The sequence below is a fragment of the Chloracidobacterium validum genome (assembly GCF_018304825.1).
GTDB lineage: Bacteria > Acidobacteriota > Blastocatellia > Chloracidobacteriales > Chloracidobacteriaceae > Chloracidobacterium > Chloracidobacterium validum.
Map to the genome: position 1 here is coordinate 1,541,679 of NZ_CP072648.1, position 17,238 is coordinate 1,558,916.

General features: G+C 65.6%; 8 protein-coding genes and 1 pseudogene. 8 read left to right on the plus strand and 1 reads right to left on the minus strand.

The annotated features are described in order from the left end of the window. Nucleotides 1–110: 110 nt before the first annotated feature. The 5 genes and pseudogenes from J8C06_RS06390 (at nt 111) to J8C06_RS06405 (ending at nt 7,724) form a co-directional block, all read left to right on the plus strand. The gene (locus J8C06_RS06390; RefSeq protein WP_211427892.1) at nt 111–2,687 is read left to right on the plus strand and encodes a serine/threonine-protein kinase; all 2,577 of its coding nucleotides are present in this window, start codon (nt 111–113) and stop codon (nt 2,685–2,687) included. Next, a complete protein-coding gene (locus J8C06_RS06395; protein WP_211427893.1) occupies nt 2,684–3,823 on the plus strand; it encodes a glycosyltransferase family 4 protein in 1,140 nt (379 codons plus the stop codon). Before J8C06_RS06390 ends, J8C06_RS06395 begins: the two co-directional genes overlap by 4 nt. A gap of 35 nt (nt 3,824–3,858) precedes the next feature. Next, nucleotides 3,859–4,041, plus strand: a pseudogene (locus J8C06_RS15425) (glycosyltransferase); the annotation flags it as partial. 43 nt (nt 4,042–4,084) lie between these two features. Further along, a complete protein-coding gene (locus J8C06_RS15160) occupies nt 4,085–4,786 on the plus strand; it encodes a glycosyltransferase family protein (protein ID WP_246601993.1) in 702 nt (233 codons plus the stop codon). A 58-nt stretch (nt 4,787–4,844) separates the two neighbouring features. Next, nucleotides 4,845–7,724 carry a helicase-related protein gene (locus J8C06_RS06405; protein ID WP_211427895.1) on the plus strand — a complete coding sequence of 960 codons (2,880 nt, stop codon included), beginning with the start codon at nt 4,845–4,847 and terminating at the stop codon, nt 7,722–7,724. Nucleotides 7,725–7,828: 104 nt separating this feature from the next. Here the strand turns inward: J8C06_RS06405 and J8C06_RS15350 are convergent, their stop codons facing one another. After that, the gene (locus J8C06_RS15350) at nt 7,829–7,975 is read right to left on the minus strand and encodes a hypothetical protein (protein WP_343216842.1); all 147 of its coding nucleotides are present in this window, start codon (nt 7,973–7,975) and stop codon (nt 7,829–7,831) included. A 4-nt stretch (nt 7,976–7,979) separates the two neighbouring features. Here J8C06_RS15350 and J8C06_RS15355 point away from each other — a divergent pair, with 4 nt between their 5' ends. The 3 genes from J8C06_RS15355 (at nt 7,980) to J8C06_RS06415 (ending at nt 17,019) form a co-directional block, all read left to right on the plus strand. Then, a complete protein-coding gene (locus tag J8C06_RS15355; RefSeq protein ID WP_343216843.1) occupies nt 7,980–8,882 on the plus strand; it encodes a hypothetical protein in 903 nt (300 codons plus the stop codon). Continuing rightward, complete coding sequence (locus J8C06_RS06410; protein ID WP_343216844.1) at nt 8,785–11,814, plus strand: Eco57I restriction-modification methylase domain-containing protein; 3,030 nt, start codon at nt 8,785–8,787, stop codon at nt 11,812–11,814. Before J8C06_RS15355 ends, J8C06_RS06410 begins: the two co-directional genes overlap by 98 nt. 159 nt (nt 11,815–11,973) lie before the next feature. Further along, entirely contained in the window at nt 11,974–17,019 is a 5,046-nt protein-coding gene (locus J8C06_RS06415; protein WP_211427896.1) for a DEAD/DEAH box helicase, read from the plus strand. Nucleotides 17,020–17,238: the final 219 nt, after the last annotated feature.

Genomic DNA, 17,238 nt, shown 5'->3' on the forward strand with positions numbered 1-17,238 from the left:
CAATAAGCAAAACCTGACTTCAACCACGCAACCGACCATATCCTAAAAGCATTTGATTTAGCGCCCTGGGGCAAATCCCAGCGCTCGCGTTGCCACACGACGGTGGACGTATGATTGGCACGTACCTACTCCACTACAAACTGCTCAAAAAAATCGGCGAAGGCGGGCAAGGCGAAGTCTATCAAGCGGAAGACACTCGTCTGCGCCGCATCGTGGCGATCAAGATTCTGCCGGCCGAGCTGGTCGCGGACGAAAAAACCCGCAAGCGCTTCCTGCGCGAGGCCCAACTGGCATCGGCGCTCGACCACCCCAACATCTGCACCGTTTATGAGATCAATGAGGATCGGGGTCTGCACTTCATCGTGATGCAGTACCTCGACGGCAAACGGCTCAAGCAGATGGTGCGCGGGCGCGCGCTCGACATCGAAAGCACCTTATCCATTGCTGTTCAACTGGCAGATGCCCTGGCCTCCGCGCACGAGCGCGGGGTCATTCACCGGGATGTCAAGGCGACCAATGTCATCGTCAATGACCGCGGACAGGCCAAGATCCTCGACTTTGGTCTGGCCAAAGCCACCACCAAAACGATTGGCGATGAATCGGTCATGGAACTGACGCAGGCGGGTGTTCCCTTCGGCACGGCGGGCTACATGTCGCCGGAGCAAGCCCGTGGCGGCACCATTGATGCCCGCTCGGATGTGTTTTCACTGGGCATCGTCATTTACGAGATGGCCGCCGGGCGATTGCCGTTTCAGGGCAAAAGCAGTGTGGATGTCATGCATGCCATCATGCATGAGCCGCTGCCGTTGTTGTCGTCCATCAATCCGGCTGTCCCGGAGCGGCTGCAAACGATTCTCGAAAAGGCCACGGCCAAGGAAGTCACGGCACGCTATCAAACGATGCGTGACTTTCAGGCTGAGTTGAAGCAGCTTCTCCGCGCCGTTCAGATGCAACTGGGGCAGCCGATGACCGATGACTCGCTGCTCCCGATGGTGGCGCCGCGCCACGAACGCAGCAACTGGTTGAGCGGGGGGGTCGTGGGCCGCCTCATCAGTCGCCTCCGGGGCGCGCCGGAGCGGCCGCCAACCAGCCAGCCAGCGACGCCGACGGTTTCACCGAGTCGCCCGGCCGACCCGCCGGCTGAGCTTGCCGAGAAGAAAGCCGAGGACATTGCCGACAAAGGCCAAGCGCTTCGGGACTCGATGCCCAGTTCGTGGCGGACGTCCGACAAACGCTCGATTGCCATTCTTCCCTTCCGTAACCTGAGTGGCGATGCCCAAACCGACTTTTACAGCTTTTCACTGGCAGACAGTGTCATCACCGAACTGGCCGGGCTGAAGTCCATTGTCGTCCGTCCGTCGAGCTACATGGCGAAGTATCAGGGCCGCGACCTCGACCCGATCTATGTTGGCAACGAGCTGCAAGTTGACGCCGTCATGACCAGCGCCTATGTCAAATCGGGCAATCGCCTGCGTGTGACACCGCAGTTGATTGACGTTCACACGGGCGAAATTCTGTGGAGTGACAAGATTGACCTCGACGCGCAGGACATCATCACCCTTCAGGACACCCTGGCGCAGAAGATTTGCGAGGAACTGCGCGTCCGCATCAGCCAAACCGAGCAGGAACGGATTGCCAAACCCTCGACGCGCAACGCCGAAGCGTTTGAGTATTACCTGCGTGGGCGCAACCAGTTGCAGCGGTTTCGCCAGACGATGCTCAAGGATGACTTCAGCGCCGCGACCGAGATGTTTGAAAATGCGCTCGCGTGCGATCCCAACTTTGCCCTGGCGCACTCCGGCATGGGGTTGTGTTATGTCGAGTATGTGCTGAAAGGTATTGGGGGTGGGTTGTACTTTGAGCGCGCTGCCGAGCGGTTTCGCCAGGCGTTGGCGCTGGATGATTCGCTCATCGAGCCGCAAATCAACATGGTGTATTACTACTTGCTCAAGGGCGAAAAAGCCCGCGCCCGCGAGCAAGCCCGGCGGATGCTAGCCATTGCTCCCAACGACCCGGCCGCGCACAACACGGCGGCCTATTTGCACCGCTGGGATGGGCTGTATGGACCCGCCCTGGCCGAATATGACGCCTGTCTGCGACTCGACCCGACAGACGTCGTGCGGGTGTCTTACAACCGCGCCCGGATTGCGCTCTATCAGGGTAACTACGAGGAAGCGCACGAGCACCTCGATGGGGCGCTCTTCGTCGAACCCAACCATCCCTTTGCCTCGATGGTGCTTGGACAAGTGCTCTACTACCAGGGCCGCCATGAGGAATCGGCGCGCACCTTCCGGGAACTCTTTGAACGCAATCCTGACTTGCACGCCTTTCGTCCGATTTATGCCCTGGGCTTTGTCATCGAAGGGCTTCCAGATCGCGCGCGTTCCCTCATCAACGACGCCGTGCGCGAAATTGCCAACGCTGATGGTGACGCGGCCTACTGGCTGGCAACGCTCTATGCCGCGCTTGGCGACGACGACGATGCTCTGCATTGGCTGCGGCGGGCAATCGCGCTGGGGAATGAAAATTACCCCTGGTTCATTTCCAACCCAGACTGGGCACACCTGCGCGAAACGCCAGCGTTTCAGGCCATTGTGGAACCGATTCGGCAAAGCTGGGAGCAGCTCATGCTGCCGTTTTTGGGTCCAGCCGCCGCGCGCCCAGGCCTCGGCAATGCCCCCGTGTGAACCGCTCTGTCAACCGGGCGCAGGTTGGCGGTTCGTTCCACGTGTTTTCTGAAGCCTTGCGTGTGCTTTACCTGCTCGACTCGCTGAACCGGGGCGGCGTCGAAACCCTGATATTGTCCGTCTGCCGGCAAGCCCAGGCCGTCGGCATCGAGCCGTACTTGGCTGGATTTGGTGACGGCGACGCGGCGGCGGCGTTCCGCGACCTGCCACGGTCGTTTTTCCGCACGCGGCACGCCCCGTTTGACCCATTTCTGGCACGCTGGCTGCGGCAACTCGTCCAAACGCAGCGTATTGCCCTGGTTCATGCCAACCAACCCGTCGAGGCGCTCCATGCCTGGTGGGCGCTGCGCGGCTTACCGGTCAAGCTGGTGCTGACCCTGCACAACCTGGAATACGATGCCAAAAACCGACGGGCGCTTGCTTTTCTTTTGCCACGACTCGACGCGGTCGCGGTCGTCTCGCAGGCGGCGCGGCAGTGGCACGAAGCATCCGGCGTGCTTCGCCGGATTCGTCCGCGGCGCGTGGCCGTGGTCCTGAACGGCGTCCCTGAGCCAAGCTTGTCCCCCCGCCCGCCGGCCAGTCCGGCAGCCGGCCCAACGCTCGGCATGATTGCCAACTTTACGCCGATCAAAGACCACGCGACCCTGTGTCGCGCCCTGCCGGACGTCTTTGACCGTCACCCACAGGCGCGGTGCCTCCTGGCCGGCGCGGCCCAGGATCGGCGGTTGTACCGCGAAGCGCAGGCCATGTGCGAACGCGCCCGACTCCTTGACCGCGTCTCGTTTCTGGGTTCGTGTCCGGCCGTGGAAGTCTTGCCCCGTCTGGACGCCTTCGTGCTTGCCTCACGAACCGATACCTTCGGATTGGCGCTGGTCGAAGCCATGCTGGCCGGGCTGCCCTGCGTGGCTTCGGATATTCCGGCCCTACGTGAGGTCACGGCGGATGGCACGGTCGCGGCCCTGTTTCGCCCTGGCGATGCGGCGGATTGCGCCCACGCGCTCAATCGGGTGCTCTCCGACGCGGCCTATCGCCACAGCCTGGCCGCGCGGGGACAGGCCCATGCGCGCCGGCACTACACGTTGGGCGCGTACCTCGACCGCTTGCGCCGGTTCTACGACACGGTACTTGGCTCGTGAGTGACGCAGTAGCCACCGATGGAGTCTTCGCAGTCGTGCCCTCGTACGGCCACGCGCCCTTTGTCGCGCGCGCCTTGCGCTCGATTTTTCGCCAACGCCAACCGCCATCCCGGCTGCTCGTCATTGACGATGGCTCGCCCGACGACTCGGCACGGATCATTGCCGCAACCTTGACCGAGTGTCCTTTTCCCTGTGAGTTCATCGTCCACGACCGGAACCGGGGTCTGTGCGCGACGCTCAACGAAGCGCTGACGCACTGCGATGCGCCGTTTTTTTGCCTACCTTGGCTCGGACGACCTGTGGTTGCCGGACTTTCTGGCAACGCGCACGGCCATGCTCCAGGCGCGGCCCGAGGCGGTACTGGCCTACGGTCACGCCTTCATCATCAACGCCGACGACGCCATCGTGGACGATACCCGCTGGTGGGCGCGCTACACGGACGGCGACGTGCGCGCCATGCTGCTGCGCGGTGGTGCGCCGATGAGCGCCACGGTGCTCTACCGCACAGCGGCCCTGGCGCGGTTTGGGTGGGATGAACGCTCGCGGCTGGAAGACTATGCGTTGTATCTGCGGCTCTGCTGCGTAGGTGACTTTGCCTTTGACCCGGAAGTTCGCGCGGCCTGGCGACGCCACGTGCAGAATACCAGCCACAACGTGGACTTCATGCTGCGGGAAACCCTGGCAGCGCAGGCCGCGGTTGCCGACCAGATGGGCTTGTCGGCAGCCGAACGTCGCCAGGCACAGGCCGAACTGACCTGGACCTACGCCGAAGCCTTTGCCCGCGCCGGCGCGCGCCGGCGCGCGGCGGCGCTGGCGTGGGCAAACTGGTTCGGCGCGCCCAACTGGTGGGCGCGCGGCAAAATGCTGGCCCGGTTGCTGCTGCCGGCCGCGGTCGAGCGGTGGCGACAAACTTGCCGGGCGCGCACCATTGCGCGCCGCTATGGCAAGCTGACCCTAGACTGATTGTCTTCGACGACCCCAACCCTGCCGAGGCCAGGCTTTGCACATGGAGGCAAGCTCGATGAAACCAGGCTCGATTGTCCGCTGCCGTGACCGCGAGTGGGTGGTTCTCCCGACCGACGCCGATGACATCATCGCGCTGCGTCCGCTGACCGGCGCCACGGAACAGGTCGTCAAGCTGCATCGCCAACTGATGAACTTGGTCGGCTATGCCCTGCCTACTGAACGCATCACGCCGGCCGCCTTCCCCCTTCCAACGGCGCAGGATGTTGCCGACGTGGCCAGTACCCATCTGCTGTGGCAGGCCGCGCGGCTGACCCTGCGCGAGGGAGCTGCCCCGTTGCGCTCGCTGGGGCGCATCTCCATTCGGCCGCGGGTGTACCAGTTCGTCCCGCTGCTGATGGCCCTGCGCCTCGATCCGGTCCGGCTTCTGATCGCTGACGATGTGGGCGTCGGCAAGACCATCGAGGCGCTCCTCATCGCGCGCGAACTCTACGACCGTGGCGAAATCCGCCGCCTGGCCGTCCTCTGTCCGCCCTACCTCTGCGACCAGTGGGCCCGGGAACTGCGCGAGAAGTTCGGGCTGGACGCCGTGATCATCCGCTCCAGCACCATCACGCGCCTCGAACGCCAGAAACCGGCCACCTGCCGCATCTACGACTACTATCCGATCCAGGTCATCAGCCTCGATTGGGTCAAGAGCGAGCGCAACAAGCATCAGTTCATCCAGTGCTGCCCTGAGCTGGTCATCGTGGATGAGGCGCATGGCGCCGCCGCGGCCGACCCATCCAACCGCAGTCAGCAGCAGCGGCACCACCTGTTGCGCGAACTTGCCCAAGACCCGGCGCGGCATCTCATCTTGCTCACGGCCACGCCCCACAGCGGCATCGAAGCCACCTTCCGGTCGCTTCTGGGGCTATTGCGCGCCGACTTTGCCGACCTCGATATGGGTGCGCTAACCGAACCCCAACGGGCCGAGTTGGCCCGGCACTTCGTCCAACGTACCCGCGCCGACATCACCCACGCCTGGGATACGGAGGACTGCTTCCCGGCGCGCCTCGGCGTGGATGTCACCTACGACCTCTCGGCGCCGTACCGCCACCTGTTCGACCAAACCTATGCGTTCTGTTCCGACTTGGTTCGGAGCGGCGAGCATCTGGAAGAACGCAAGCGTCGGGTGCGTTCCTGGGGCGCGCTGGCCCTGCTCCGGTGCGTCATGTCGAGTCCGGCGGCAGCCGTGGCGGCCCTGAACAACCGTGATCAACCCCTACCGGCGCTTGACGACGCGCTCGACGACGCCCCCGACTTCGGCCCGCTCGTCTTCGAGGCGACCGACGACGTCACCGACGACACAACCCCCACGCCCCCGATTGAACAGGCCGAAGCGCACCTGCCCGACAGCGAACGCCGCCGCCTGCGCGCCCTGCGGCACACGGCCCAGCAGTTGCTCCATACCCCACAGGACACCAAACTGGCCCGGTGTGTCGCCGTCATCCAGGACCTGCTGCGCGATGGGTTTCATCCCATCGTCTGGTGCCGGTACGTCGCCACGGCCGAGTATGTGGCGGAAGGCCTGCAAAAGGCGCTCGGCGATGCCGTCCAGGTCACGGTCATCACCGGTCGGCTCGGCGACGAAGAGCGACGCCTCAAGATTGACGACTTGGCCCTCGACCGGCCCCGCGTCCTGGTGGCCACCGATTGCCTGTCGGAAGGCATCAACCTGCAAGAGAAGTTCACCGCCACGCTGCACTATGACCTGCCGTGGAATCCCAACCGCCTCGAACAACGGGAAGGACGGGTTGACCGCTACGGGCAAGTTGCCCGCCAGGTCAAGGCCGTCCGCTTCTACGGCCGCGACAACCCCGTTGACGGCGCGGTGCTCGACGTCCTGCTCGACAAAGCCAAGCAGATTTACCATGCCCTGGGCACCTACGTGCCTGTCCCCGAAGAGGGCGAAAGCGTGATGCAGGCCGTGCTCAACTCGCTCTTCATCCGCCGCCGTACCCTGGAAACGCAACTGCGCCTGTTTGAGGAAACCCCTGACGTTCAGCAGCTCCACAGCCGCTGGGATGCCGCCGTCGAGCGCGAACAGCGCAGCCGAACCCGCTTCGCCCAGCGCGCCCTCAAACCCGAAGAAGTCCAGAAGGAGCTGGAAGCCACCGACACGGTGCTTGGCGATCCGCGTGCGGTACAGGAGTTCGTGCTGGCCGCCGCCCAACGCCTGGGCCTGTCGGTTCGACCCGAGCGCCGCCGGCCTGGGGTTTTTGTCGTGGACCTCTCCGAGCCGGCCACCGCGACGCTGCCCGACGTGGTGCGCGATGCCGCGCGGCGCGGCTCTACGGGTGACTGGCGCATCAGCTTCGTCTCGCCTACGCCCGAAGGGGCCGAGTATGTGGGCCGCAACCATCGCTTCGTCGCCGCCCTGGCCGGCTATCTCCTGGAAAATGCGCTCACCGGCGGACGGGACGCGCTCGCCCCCCGCTGCGCGGTGCTGCGCACCACCGGCGTGCCGCGCCTGACGAAGCTGCTGCTCCTGCGGACGCGCTACCTGGTGGACACTCCCGAACGCGCGCCGCTGCTTGCCGAAGAAATCCTCGTCCTGGGCTACCGGCTACTGACCGCCGAGGTTGCCTGGCTGGCCGAAGACGAGGCGCTGCGCTTGCTTGCCGAGACGACACCGGCAGCCAATGTTCCACGGGAAGAAAAACAGGAACTGCTCGCGGACGTCCTCACCGAACTCGGCCCCTGGCAGGCAGAAGCCCAAACCCCACTGCAAGCGCAGCTTCAGCAACGCATCACGCAGCGGGCCGCGGCGCTGGAAGACCGCTTCAAGCGCCTGCGCAAGGCCGTCTCGCTCCGGGTGCGGGACTTGCGCGTGCGGCCGCAGTTCCCGCCCGATCTCCTCGGCATCCTCGTCTTGCAACCGGTGGTGCGGCCATGAGTACGACCCTGAGAAGCTTTCCTGCCATCCGTGCCGAAGGGGGCTTGTTTGCCCCCGACCTCTTTGACCAACTGTTGGCCGGCGAAGCCCCCGGCCAGAAGCCATCAGACTTCGGACTGGACAACCGGCGCAAGCTGACCGATGCCATGGCGGCCACCTTTGGCGATGCGCAGGCGCTGTGGTCGGTGTTTCGCCGCCGGCTGGACCACCTGAACGAAACCGACCCGGGCGACGACCCTCACCCGCGACATCTGGATGGTTCCATTCCTCAGCCTGCTCGGCTACGACTTGCGCTACAACCGCCCGGCCCCGGTCATCGGCGGCCTGCCGTTCTCCATTTCGCACCGCGCGGGCGAGGCAGAGGACGCGCCCCCCATCCACATCGTCGGCGCGCGCCACGACCTGGACCGCCTTCCGCCGAGCGGACGCGCCACGCGCCTGGCTCCCCATTCGCTCGTGCAGGAGTTCCTCAACCGCACCGATGCGCTCTGGGGGATCGTCACCAACGGCCTGGTCGTCCGGCTGTTGCGCAACAGCACCTACATCCGCCGCCAGTGCTACGTCGAGTTTGACCTCGCGGCCATCTTCGACCAGCACCTGTTTCCAGATTTTGTCGTTTTGTATCACCTGCTCCACCGGAGCCGCCTGCCCCACAGCAGCGCCGATGCCCACCGGTGCCCGCTGGAGCGGCACTACCAGACGTCGGTCGAACAGGGCGGGCGCGTGCGCGACCGGCTGCGGGATGGCGTCAAGGCCTGCCTGACGCGCCTCGCCGACGGGTTCCTGGCGCACCCACAGAATGCGGAGCTGCGCCGACGGCTGACGTCCACCGCCGCCGACCGGCTCACGCCGGAGGCGTTCTACCGCCAGCTCCTGTGGCTGGTCTATCGGTTTCTGTTTCTGTTCGTCGCGGACGAGCGGGGCTTCCTCAGCCAGCATCCGCTGTATCTGGAAAACTACAGCGCCAGCCGCCTGCGCTCCTTGGTGGCGTTGCCCGCCGCCTACACCGACCATGACGACCTCTGGCTCTCGCTTCAGGCGCTCTGGAAGCTGCTCTCCGATGACACCCCGGTACAGCAGCTCGCCGGCCGGCCCCCTCGCCGCCCTGCTCGACCTGCCGGTGCTCAACGGCGCGTTGTTTGCGCCGTCCGCCTTTGACACCTGCCGGCTCACCAACCGCGACCTGCTTGCCGCGCTGCGGTTTCTAGACAGCTATCAGGAGTCGGACAAGGGCGCCACCCGGCGGGTCAACTACGCCGCCCTCGATGTCGAGGAACTCGGCTCGGTGTACGAAAGCCTGCTCGACTACCACCCGAACATCCCCACCACCGCGGGACGATTGCACTTTGAACTCAAGGAAGGGTTCGAGCGCAAGGGCACCGGGTCCTACTACACGCCACCGGAGCTGGTGGCGGAACTCATCAGCTCGGCGCTGGCGCCGGTCGTGGCGGAGCGACTGGCGCAGTTGCCGCCGACGGCCACGCCCGAAGAAAAAGCGCAGGCGCTGCTGGCGCTCCGGGTCATCGATCCGGCGTGCGGCTCGGGCCACTTCCTGCTGGCGGCGGCGCGCTGGCTCGGCAGAAAGCTGGCCGGCATCCGCGTCGGTACAGACGAACCGCCCCCCGAAGCCGTCCGGGCTGCAATCCGTGAGGTGGTGACGCACAGCATCTACGGCGTGGACAAAAACCCCCTGGCCGTCGAACTCTGCCGAGTGGCGCTGTGGATCGAGTCTTACTGCGCCGGCAAGCCGCTCACCTTCCTGGATCACCGCATCCGGTGCGGCAACTCGCTCGTGGGCGTCTTTGACCTTGCCGCGCTGAAACAGGGCGTCCCAGACGAGGCCTTCAGCCCAGGCCCAGACGACACCAAATCCATCGCCGCCGAGCTGAAAAAACGCAACCGGCAGCAACGCGGCGGACAGCGCAGCTTCTTTGCCGCTTTCGATGCGCCGGCCGAAGTGGCGCAGTTCTCCAAAGCAGCCCAGGCGCTGAACGCCGTTCCCGACGACACGCCGCAAGACATCCGCCGGAAGATGGAGCGCTACGAGGCCTTATCGGCACAGACCGCGCGCGACCGGCTGGCGTGCGACCTGTGGACGGCGGCGTTTTTTCAGCGCTTCACGCCGGGCGCGCCGCCGATCACCACGGAGACCGTGTGGGACGCGCTCGAGGCCACTTCGGCACACGGGCAAGTCGTCGGGCAGGCCCGGGCGCTGGCCGAACAACTCGGCTTCTTCCATTGGCCGCTGGCGTTCCCGGAAGTGTTCGCGCAGGGCGGCTTTGATGTTGTCCTCAGCAACCCGCCATGGGAACGAATCAAGCTCCAGGAAAAGGAATTTTTTAAGAACGAAGACGCCACCATCGCCAACGCCAAGCATAAAGCCGAGCGGGCGCGTTTGATGGCTGAACTTGAGCAACGCAACCTGAGCCTGTGGCGCAACTATCGCCAAACCCTTCACATTGCCGAAGCAACCAGCAAGTTCTTGCGTCGTGGCGAGCGTTTCCCGCTGACCGGTCACGGCGACGTCAACACCTACTCGGTGTTTGCCGAGCTGGCGTGGCAGCTTCTAGCCTCCCACGGACAGGCCGGCATCGTCGTCCCCACCGGCATCGCCACCGACGACACAAACAAGTACTTCTTCGGTGCAATCGTGAAAGGTCAAAACTTGGTGAGCCTGTTTGACTTTGAAAACCGCGAAAAACTGTTCACAGACCCTGACAGCCGCACGAAATTTGCTCTCCTGACTTTGAGCCGGGCAGCGGTGGAGCAGGCGACGTATGCCTTCTTCTGCACCCGCGCCGACCAACTCCACGAGAATGCGCGGTGCTTCACGCTCTCGCCAGACGACCTCGCGCTGCTCAATCCCAATACGCGCACCCTGCCGGTGTTCCGCACGCGCGCCGATGCTGAACTGACCAAGGCCATTTACCGGCGTGTGCCGGTACTCGTGAATGAAACGACGAACGCCAACCCGTGGGGCGTGAAGTTTCAGGTTATGTTTCACATGTCCAACGACAGTCACCGCTTCCGCTCGGCAAGTGAACTCCAGGCGCAAGGGTTCCACCGGGAAGGCAGCCGCTTCGTTCGGGGCGAGACGGTCTATCTGCCGCTTTATGAAGCCAAGCTTATCTGGCAGTTTGACCATCGCTTCGCCACCTATGATGAAGCCGGCAAGGAGACCCGCGACCTGACCATCGCGGAAAAAAGCGACCCGGCCACGCAACCGCTGCCGCGCTACTGGGTGGAGGCATCCGAAGTCAACGCGAAACTTTCCGGCTGGCAACGCCGGTGGCTCCTTGGCTTCCGTGATGTCACGAACGCGACGAATGAACGAACCGCGATTTTTAGCCTGCTGCCGCGTGTGGCGGTAGGGCATACCAATCCGCTCGTTCTTTCTGAAACCGTTGAAGCCACGGATAAGCTCCTCGTCTGCCTGGCAGCGATGAACAGCCTAGTTTTTGACTTTATCACCCGCCAAAAAGTAGGTGGAACACATCTGACCTTTACCGTTGTCAAGCAACTCCCCGTCCTGCCGCCCAACCACTACACCCCGACCGACTTGCGCTTCATCGTGCCGCGCACGCTGGAGCTGGTCTATACCGCCTGGGACCTGGCGCCCTTTGCCGCCGACCTCTGGCACGACGCCGACGAACCACTCCGCGCCGCCATTGACCAGTGGCGGCAGACCGCGCCCACCCACCCGGACACACCACCCCCTTGGCTCAAGGAAAGCCATCCCTTCCCGCCGTTCCAATGGGATGCCGACCGCCGGGCAGTCTTGCGCGCCGAACTCGACGCCTACTATGCCCACCTCTACGGCCTCACCCGCAAGCAGTTGCGCTACATTCTCGACCCGGCCGACCTGACCAAACAGGAACTGGCCAACATCCTCGACCCCACCGAAGAGGTCACCGACCCGCTCGACCCCGAAGGCTATGCGCGGCGCGTGAAGCAGTCGGACTTCCCCGGCGAGACCTTCCGCGTCCTCAAGGACAAAGAGCAGCGCCACTTCGGCGAGTACCGCACCCGCCGCCTCACGCTCGAAGCCTGGGCTGTGGTTGGGGAGAGAGGAGAGAGGGGTGAGGAGTGAGAAGTGAGGAGTGAGGAGTGAGGAAAGAGGAGTGAGGAAAGAGGAGTGAGGAGTGAGGAGTGAGGGGTGAGAGTGGGGAGTGGGGAGTGGGGAGTGGAGAGTGGGGAGGTGGGGCGCTCACCACGTGTCACAAGTCAAGCTGTGCTGAGGAGAGACTGAATGACGAATACACCGACGATCTTTGACCTGCACCAACACGTCCTCGCCGACTACCGCGACTTCGTCCAGTCCTTCATCCAGATTGCCGATGAGCGGGCGCGCGACTTCATCGAGCAGGCGCTCCGGCGCGAGGAACGCCTCTGGCCCGAGCCGCTCCTGCAACTGTCGCCCGCCTACCGGCGCGCCGCCAACGTGGATGACCTCGCGGCCCAGGGACTGCTGTGCGCCGAAACGGCCGCCATCTTCCGCCGACCCGACGGCCGCCCCTTCGAGCTTTACCAGCACCAAGTCGAGTCCGTCCAGAAAGCGGCCCGTGGCGAAAGCTTCGTCGTCACGTCGGGCACCGGTTCGGGCAAGAGCTTCTGCTACTTCCTCCCCATCCTCGACGCCATCGCGCGGGAGCCAAACCTTCAGCGCCCCCTGGCGCTGATCATCTACCCGATGAACGCGCTGGCCAACTCGCAGCTCGCAGCCCTGAACACCCTGGCCGAGAACTACCACCGGCGGACGGGACGCGCCTTCCCGGCACGCTTTGCCCGCTACACCGGCGAAACCCCGGAGGAAGAACGCCGGCGGCTCCGCGCCGACCCGCCCCACATCCTGCTGACCAACTACATGATGGCCGAGCTGATGATGGTTCGCCCGGATGACCGCGCGCTGTTGCGCCCCGGCGCGTCCAAACTGTTTCTGGTCTTCGATGAGCTGCACACCTACCGCGGCCGCCAGGGGGCCGATGTCGCCCTGCTGGTGCGCCGACTCAAGGCCCGCCTGAACCGTTCGCCAGTCCTGCACATCGGCACGAGCGCCACCATGGTGGCCGAGCCGACGGCAACCCCGGACGAGCGCCGCGCCGCCGTGGCCGATTTCGCCTCCCGCTTCTTCGGACACGCCATCGGCCCCGGTCAGGTCATCGAGGAAACCCTCGAAACGAACACCAAAGGCGGCCCGCCCACGCCGGACGAGACCCGAACGGCCTTCGATACGCCACTGCCGGACGAGCTGCCAGCCTTTCGGCGGCATCCCCTTGCGCGGTGGATGGAATACGCGCTGGGCGTCGCGGTCGAGCCGGACGGCAAGTTGCGCCGGCGGGTGCCACGCGCCTTGTCGGAAGCCGCCGCCGAACTCGCACGCCTGACCGGGCACGAGCCAGACCTCTGCCAGAAGACGTTGCGCGAAGTCCTGCTCCACGGCCTGCGCCTGGCGCCGCCACCCCAGGCGCCGGTGTTTGCCTTCAAGCTGCACCAGTTCATCAGCCAGGGGCGAGCCGTCTATGCCACGCTCGAACCACCCGACCAGCGGCGGTTTGCGTTTGAACACCAGTCGCCGGCGGAAGACGGCCCCGTATGGGCCCCGCTGCGCTTCTGTCGCGTCTGTGGGCAGGATTATTACCAGGTGATGCGGGACGGAGAGCACATTCAACCCTGGCTGCCGGAGGGCGAGGCCGCGACCGAGGATGTCCAGACCGGCTATCTCACCCCGGCGACAGACGAACTGCCCGAACTGGATGAGCTGCTGCCAGTGGCGTGGCGCGACCGCGCGGGACGGCTCACCAACCTCTGGCGGGAGCGCGCACCGCGCCGGGTGTGGGTGTGGGCAAACGGCGCCGTCGCCGCCGAACCAAGCCCGGAGGCAACCCCGATGTGGTGGCAAGGCGATGGCTTCTGGCTGTGCCTGCGCTGTGGCGAGCACTACACGGCGCGCGAGAGTGACTACGCCAAGCTGGCCGCCCTGACGACCGAAGGGCGGTCATCCGCCACAACCGTCCTGGCGACGTCCGTGTTGCGGCATGCCCGCCGGACCAGGGCGCTCGAACCCAAACTCCTCACCTTCACCGACAACCGGCAGGATGCCTCCCTGCAGGCCGGCCATTTCAACGACTTCGCGCAGGTGGCCACGCTCCGGGCCGCGCTCTACCGGGTCCTGCAAGCCAAGCCTGAACTCCGCTACGACACCATCGCGGCGGACGTCGTCCGGTACATGGCGTTGCCGCTGGCCCAGATCGCGCAGCAACCCGACCTGGACCCCGAGAGCCAGGCCGCCGCCCAAGTCTGGCGGGCCTTTGAAAAGCTGACCGAATATCGCCTCTACGAAGACCTCCGCCGGGGCTGGCGGGTCGTTCAGCCCAACCTGGAGGACGTCGGCCTGCTGCGCATTGACTATGCCGGGTTGGATGAGGTTGCCGAACGGGACGCGCTGTTTGCCGCCCTGCCCAGCTTGGCGGCGCTCCCGCCAGAGAAGCGCGCGGCGGTGCTGCGAACCGTCCTCAACGACTTTCGCCGACGGCTCGCCATTGCCACGCCGGTGCTCTGCGAAGACGAACAAAAGCAGTTGCAACGCCAGTCAAAGCAGATGCTCAATGACTTCTGGGGACTCGACCAGGACAGCACGCTCCTGCGCCAAGCCGGCGTCCTGATCCGCCCCGGCAGCGATAAACGCTTCCCCCGCAACACGGCCGGGAAACTCACGGCCCGGTCATCCCTGGGGCGGCAGCTCCAGCGGCGGTTTGGGTTGACGGGCGACCAAGTCGAAGCTTTGCTGGACGGCTTGCTCGACCTCCTGACCCGCCAGGGCTTTCTGACCGAACTGGCGCGGTTTCACGATCATCGGCAGTTCCAACTGGCGGCCGGCAGTCTCGTCTGGCGCCTGGGCGATGGCAGCGCACCGCCGCCCGACGCGCTCTGGGGGAAGTACGCCGGCGGCTACGCGCCCCCGGTCAACGCTTTCTTTCAGCGCTTCTACCAGGCGGCGGGCCAGGAGCTGGCCCATCTGGAAGCGCGCGAGCACACGGCCCAAGTCGTGACCGGCGGCGAACGCGAGCGCCGGGAACGTCGCTTCCGCGGCACCGAAGCCCCACCACTGCCCTACCTGGTCTGCTCACCCACAATGGAACTTGGCATTGACATTGCCGACCTCGACGCCGTGCACCTGCGCAACGTGCCGCCGACGCCGGCCAACTATGCCCAGCGCAGCGGGCGGGCCGGGCGGCAGGGGCAACCGGGCTTGATCGTGGCCTACTGCGGGGCCTACAGCCCGCACGACCAGTACTTTTTCCACCACCGGGCGGAGATGGTGGCCGGCAGCGTCCGGGCGCCCCGCCTGGATTTGACGAACGAAGCGCTCATCCGCGCCCACGTCCAGGCCGAATGGCTGGCCCAGGTAGGGCTACCGCTCCGCCAGTCGGTCGCCGAGGTTCTGGATACCGACCGGCCCGATACGCTCCCGCTGCGTGAAACCGTCGCACCGCAGCTCCGACTCGGCGAGCGGGAGCTGGGCGCGCTTCGGGCGCGGCTCGACCAGATCGTGGCCTACGACCGCGCCGAACTCGACCGCGCCGGGTGGTTCAGTCCGCAGTGGGTGGCACACGTGACGGAGGAAGCGCCCCAGACCTTCGACCGCGCCTTTGACCGCTGGCGGGAGCTGTACCGGTCGGCGACCGAGCAGCTTCAGCAAGCGCAGCGGCTGATGTGGCAGGCGAGCCACGAGGCGCAGGACAAAGCCAGGCGGCAGCAGGATGAGGCCATCCGCCAGCGCAACCTGTTGCTCCAGCAGGGTGTGGCGCGGGAAGAAGCCGACTTCTACCCCTACCGCTACCTGGCCAGCGAAGGGTTCCTGCCGGGCTACAACTTCCCGGCGCTGCCGGTGCGGGCCTGGGTGCCGCGGCGCGGCGGCGGCGAGTTCATTGCCCGCCCGCGCTTTCTGGCCATCCGCGAGTTTGGCCCGCAGAACGTCATCTACCACGAAGGGGCCAAGTGGGAGGTCTGCCGCCTGCAAGCGCCACCGGGTGGACTGGCACACCGGCAGATGAAAAGGAAAATCTGCCGGTGCTGCACGGCCTTTGCCAACGTTGAGGATGACCTGTGCGCGGTGTGCGGGAGCGGCTTGAACGCCACCACGAGCGAGATTGTCGCGCTGCTGGAGATGCCCAACGTGGTCGCGCGCCGCCGCGAACGCATCACCTGCAACGAAGAAGAGCGCATCCGCCAGGGCTATCACCTGCGCCTGGCCTACCGCTTTGCCCCAGGCGGCAGTGGGCGGCGGGTCGTCCTGGCTGAAGTACCACCGCGGCTGGCGCTCCAGTATGCCCCGGCGGCCACCGTCTTGCTCATCAACCACGGCTGGCGCGCGCGCCGGAGCGAAGGCTTCCTGGTCAATCTCGAAACGGGCGCGCTGGTTTCCGAGGACGAGCTTGAGCAGATGACGGACGCGCGCGAGCGCCAGGCCGTCGCGCGGGTCAAGCTGTGCGTCCAGGACACGCAGAATCTCCTCCGCCTGACGTTCCTTGAGCCGACTTGGCGCGACGACCCGGTGTTGGAGACCAGCCTGATGTACGCGCTGGAGCGGGCCATCGAGGCGACCTACCAGTTGGAAGACGCCGAGCTGGTGGCGACGACCGTTGGCGAAGCCGAGGGGCGGGGACTGGTGTTGTACGAGGCGGCGGAAGGCGGGGCCGGCGTGTTGCGCCGCCTGGTTGAAGAGCCAACGGCCCTGGCGGACGTGGCCCGCCAGGCGCTGGAGATGCTGCACTTCGACCCCGCGACCGGCGCAGACCGCGCCCCGGATGGACACCTGGCCTGCTACGAGTGCCTGTTGAGCTTTTCCAACCAGTTGGACGCGCACTTGCTCAACCGCCACCGCGTCAAGGACGCGCTGCGGGAGCTGGCGGCTGGCCGGGTCGAGCTGCGGCACGGTCAACGGTCACGTGAGGAGCATTATGCGTGGCTGCGGGCACGAACGGACGACCGTTCCGAGCTGGAGCGGCGGTTGCTGGATGCCCTCTCCGAGGGCGGATACCGCCTCCCGGACGACGCGCAACGGCGCATCGTGGCGGTAAACTGTGTCGCCGACTTCTTCTACGAGCCGAACGTCTGCCTGTTTTGCGATGGCGCGGTTCACGCCGCGCCGGAGCAGACGGCCCGCGACGAAAGAGTACGTACGGAACTCAGGCAGCACGGCTATCGGGTCATTGCCATTCGCCATGACCAACCCCTTGGCGAACAACTGGCGCGCTATGGCGAGGTGTTTGGGGGACAGGAACGTGGGAACTAAGCCGCCAGGCCGGCGCTGAAGCGCCCACCGCCACCCATCAACGGCCCGCTTCAGCCCGGCCACGCATCACGGCCAAGGCGGCCCGGCGCGCCCGACCGGAGATGGCTGGCCCGAACCAGGGTCCGCCAGGGGATGACTGGTCAAAGCGGACTGTTTCGATGCACTCTTCCAACGCCGAACATGGACACCTACGCGGGCATATCTGGACGCGCGACGACA

What these genes read in the sequence shown, in the direction of transcription:
- J8C06_RS15160 (WP_246601993.1), top strand. Translation starts at nt 4,085, where the DNA reads ATGCGCCGTTTTTTTGCCTACCTTGGCTCGGACGACCTGTGGTTGCCG.
- J8C06_RS06410 (WP_343216844.1), top strand. Translation starts at nt 8,785, where the DNA reads ATGACACCCCGGTACAGCAGCTCGCCGGCCGGCCCCCTCGCCGCCCTG.
- J8C06_RS06390 (WP_211427892.1), top strand. Translation starts at nt 111, where the DNA reads ATGATTGGCACGTACCTACTCCACTACAAACTGCTCAAAAAAATCGGC.
- J8C06_RS06405 (WP_211427895.1), top strand. Translation starts at nt 4,845, where the DNA reads ATGAAACCAGGCTCGATTGTCCGCTGCCGTGACCGCGAGTGGGTGGTT.
- J8C06_RS15355 (WP_343216843.1), top strand. Translation starts at nt 7,980, where the DNA reads ATGGTTCCATTCCTCAGCCTGCTCGGCTACGACTTGCGCTACAACCGC.
- J8C06_RS06415 (WP_211427896.1), top strand. Translation starts at nt 11,974, where the DNA reads ATGACGAATACACCGACGATCTTTGACCTGCACCAACACGTCCTCGCC.
- J8C06_RS15350 (WP_343216842.1), bottom strand. Translation starts at nt 7,975, where the DNA reads ATGTCGCGGGTGAGGGTCGTCGCCCGGGTCGGTTTCGTTCAGGTGGTC.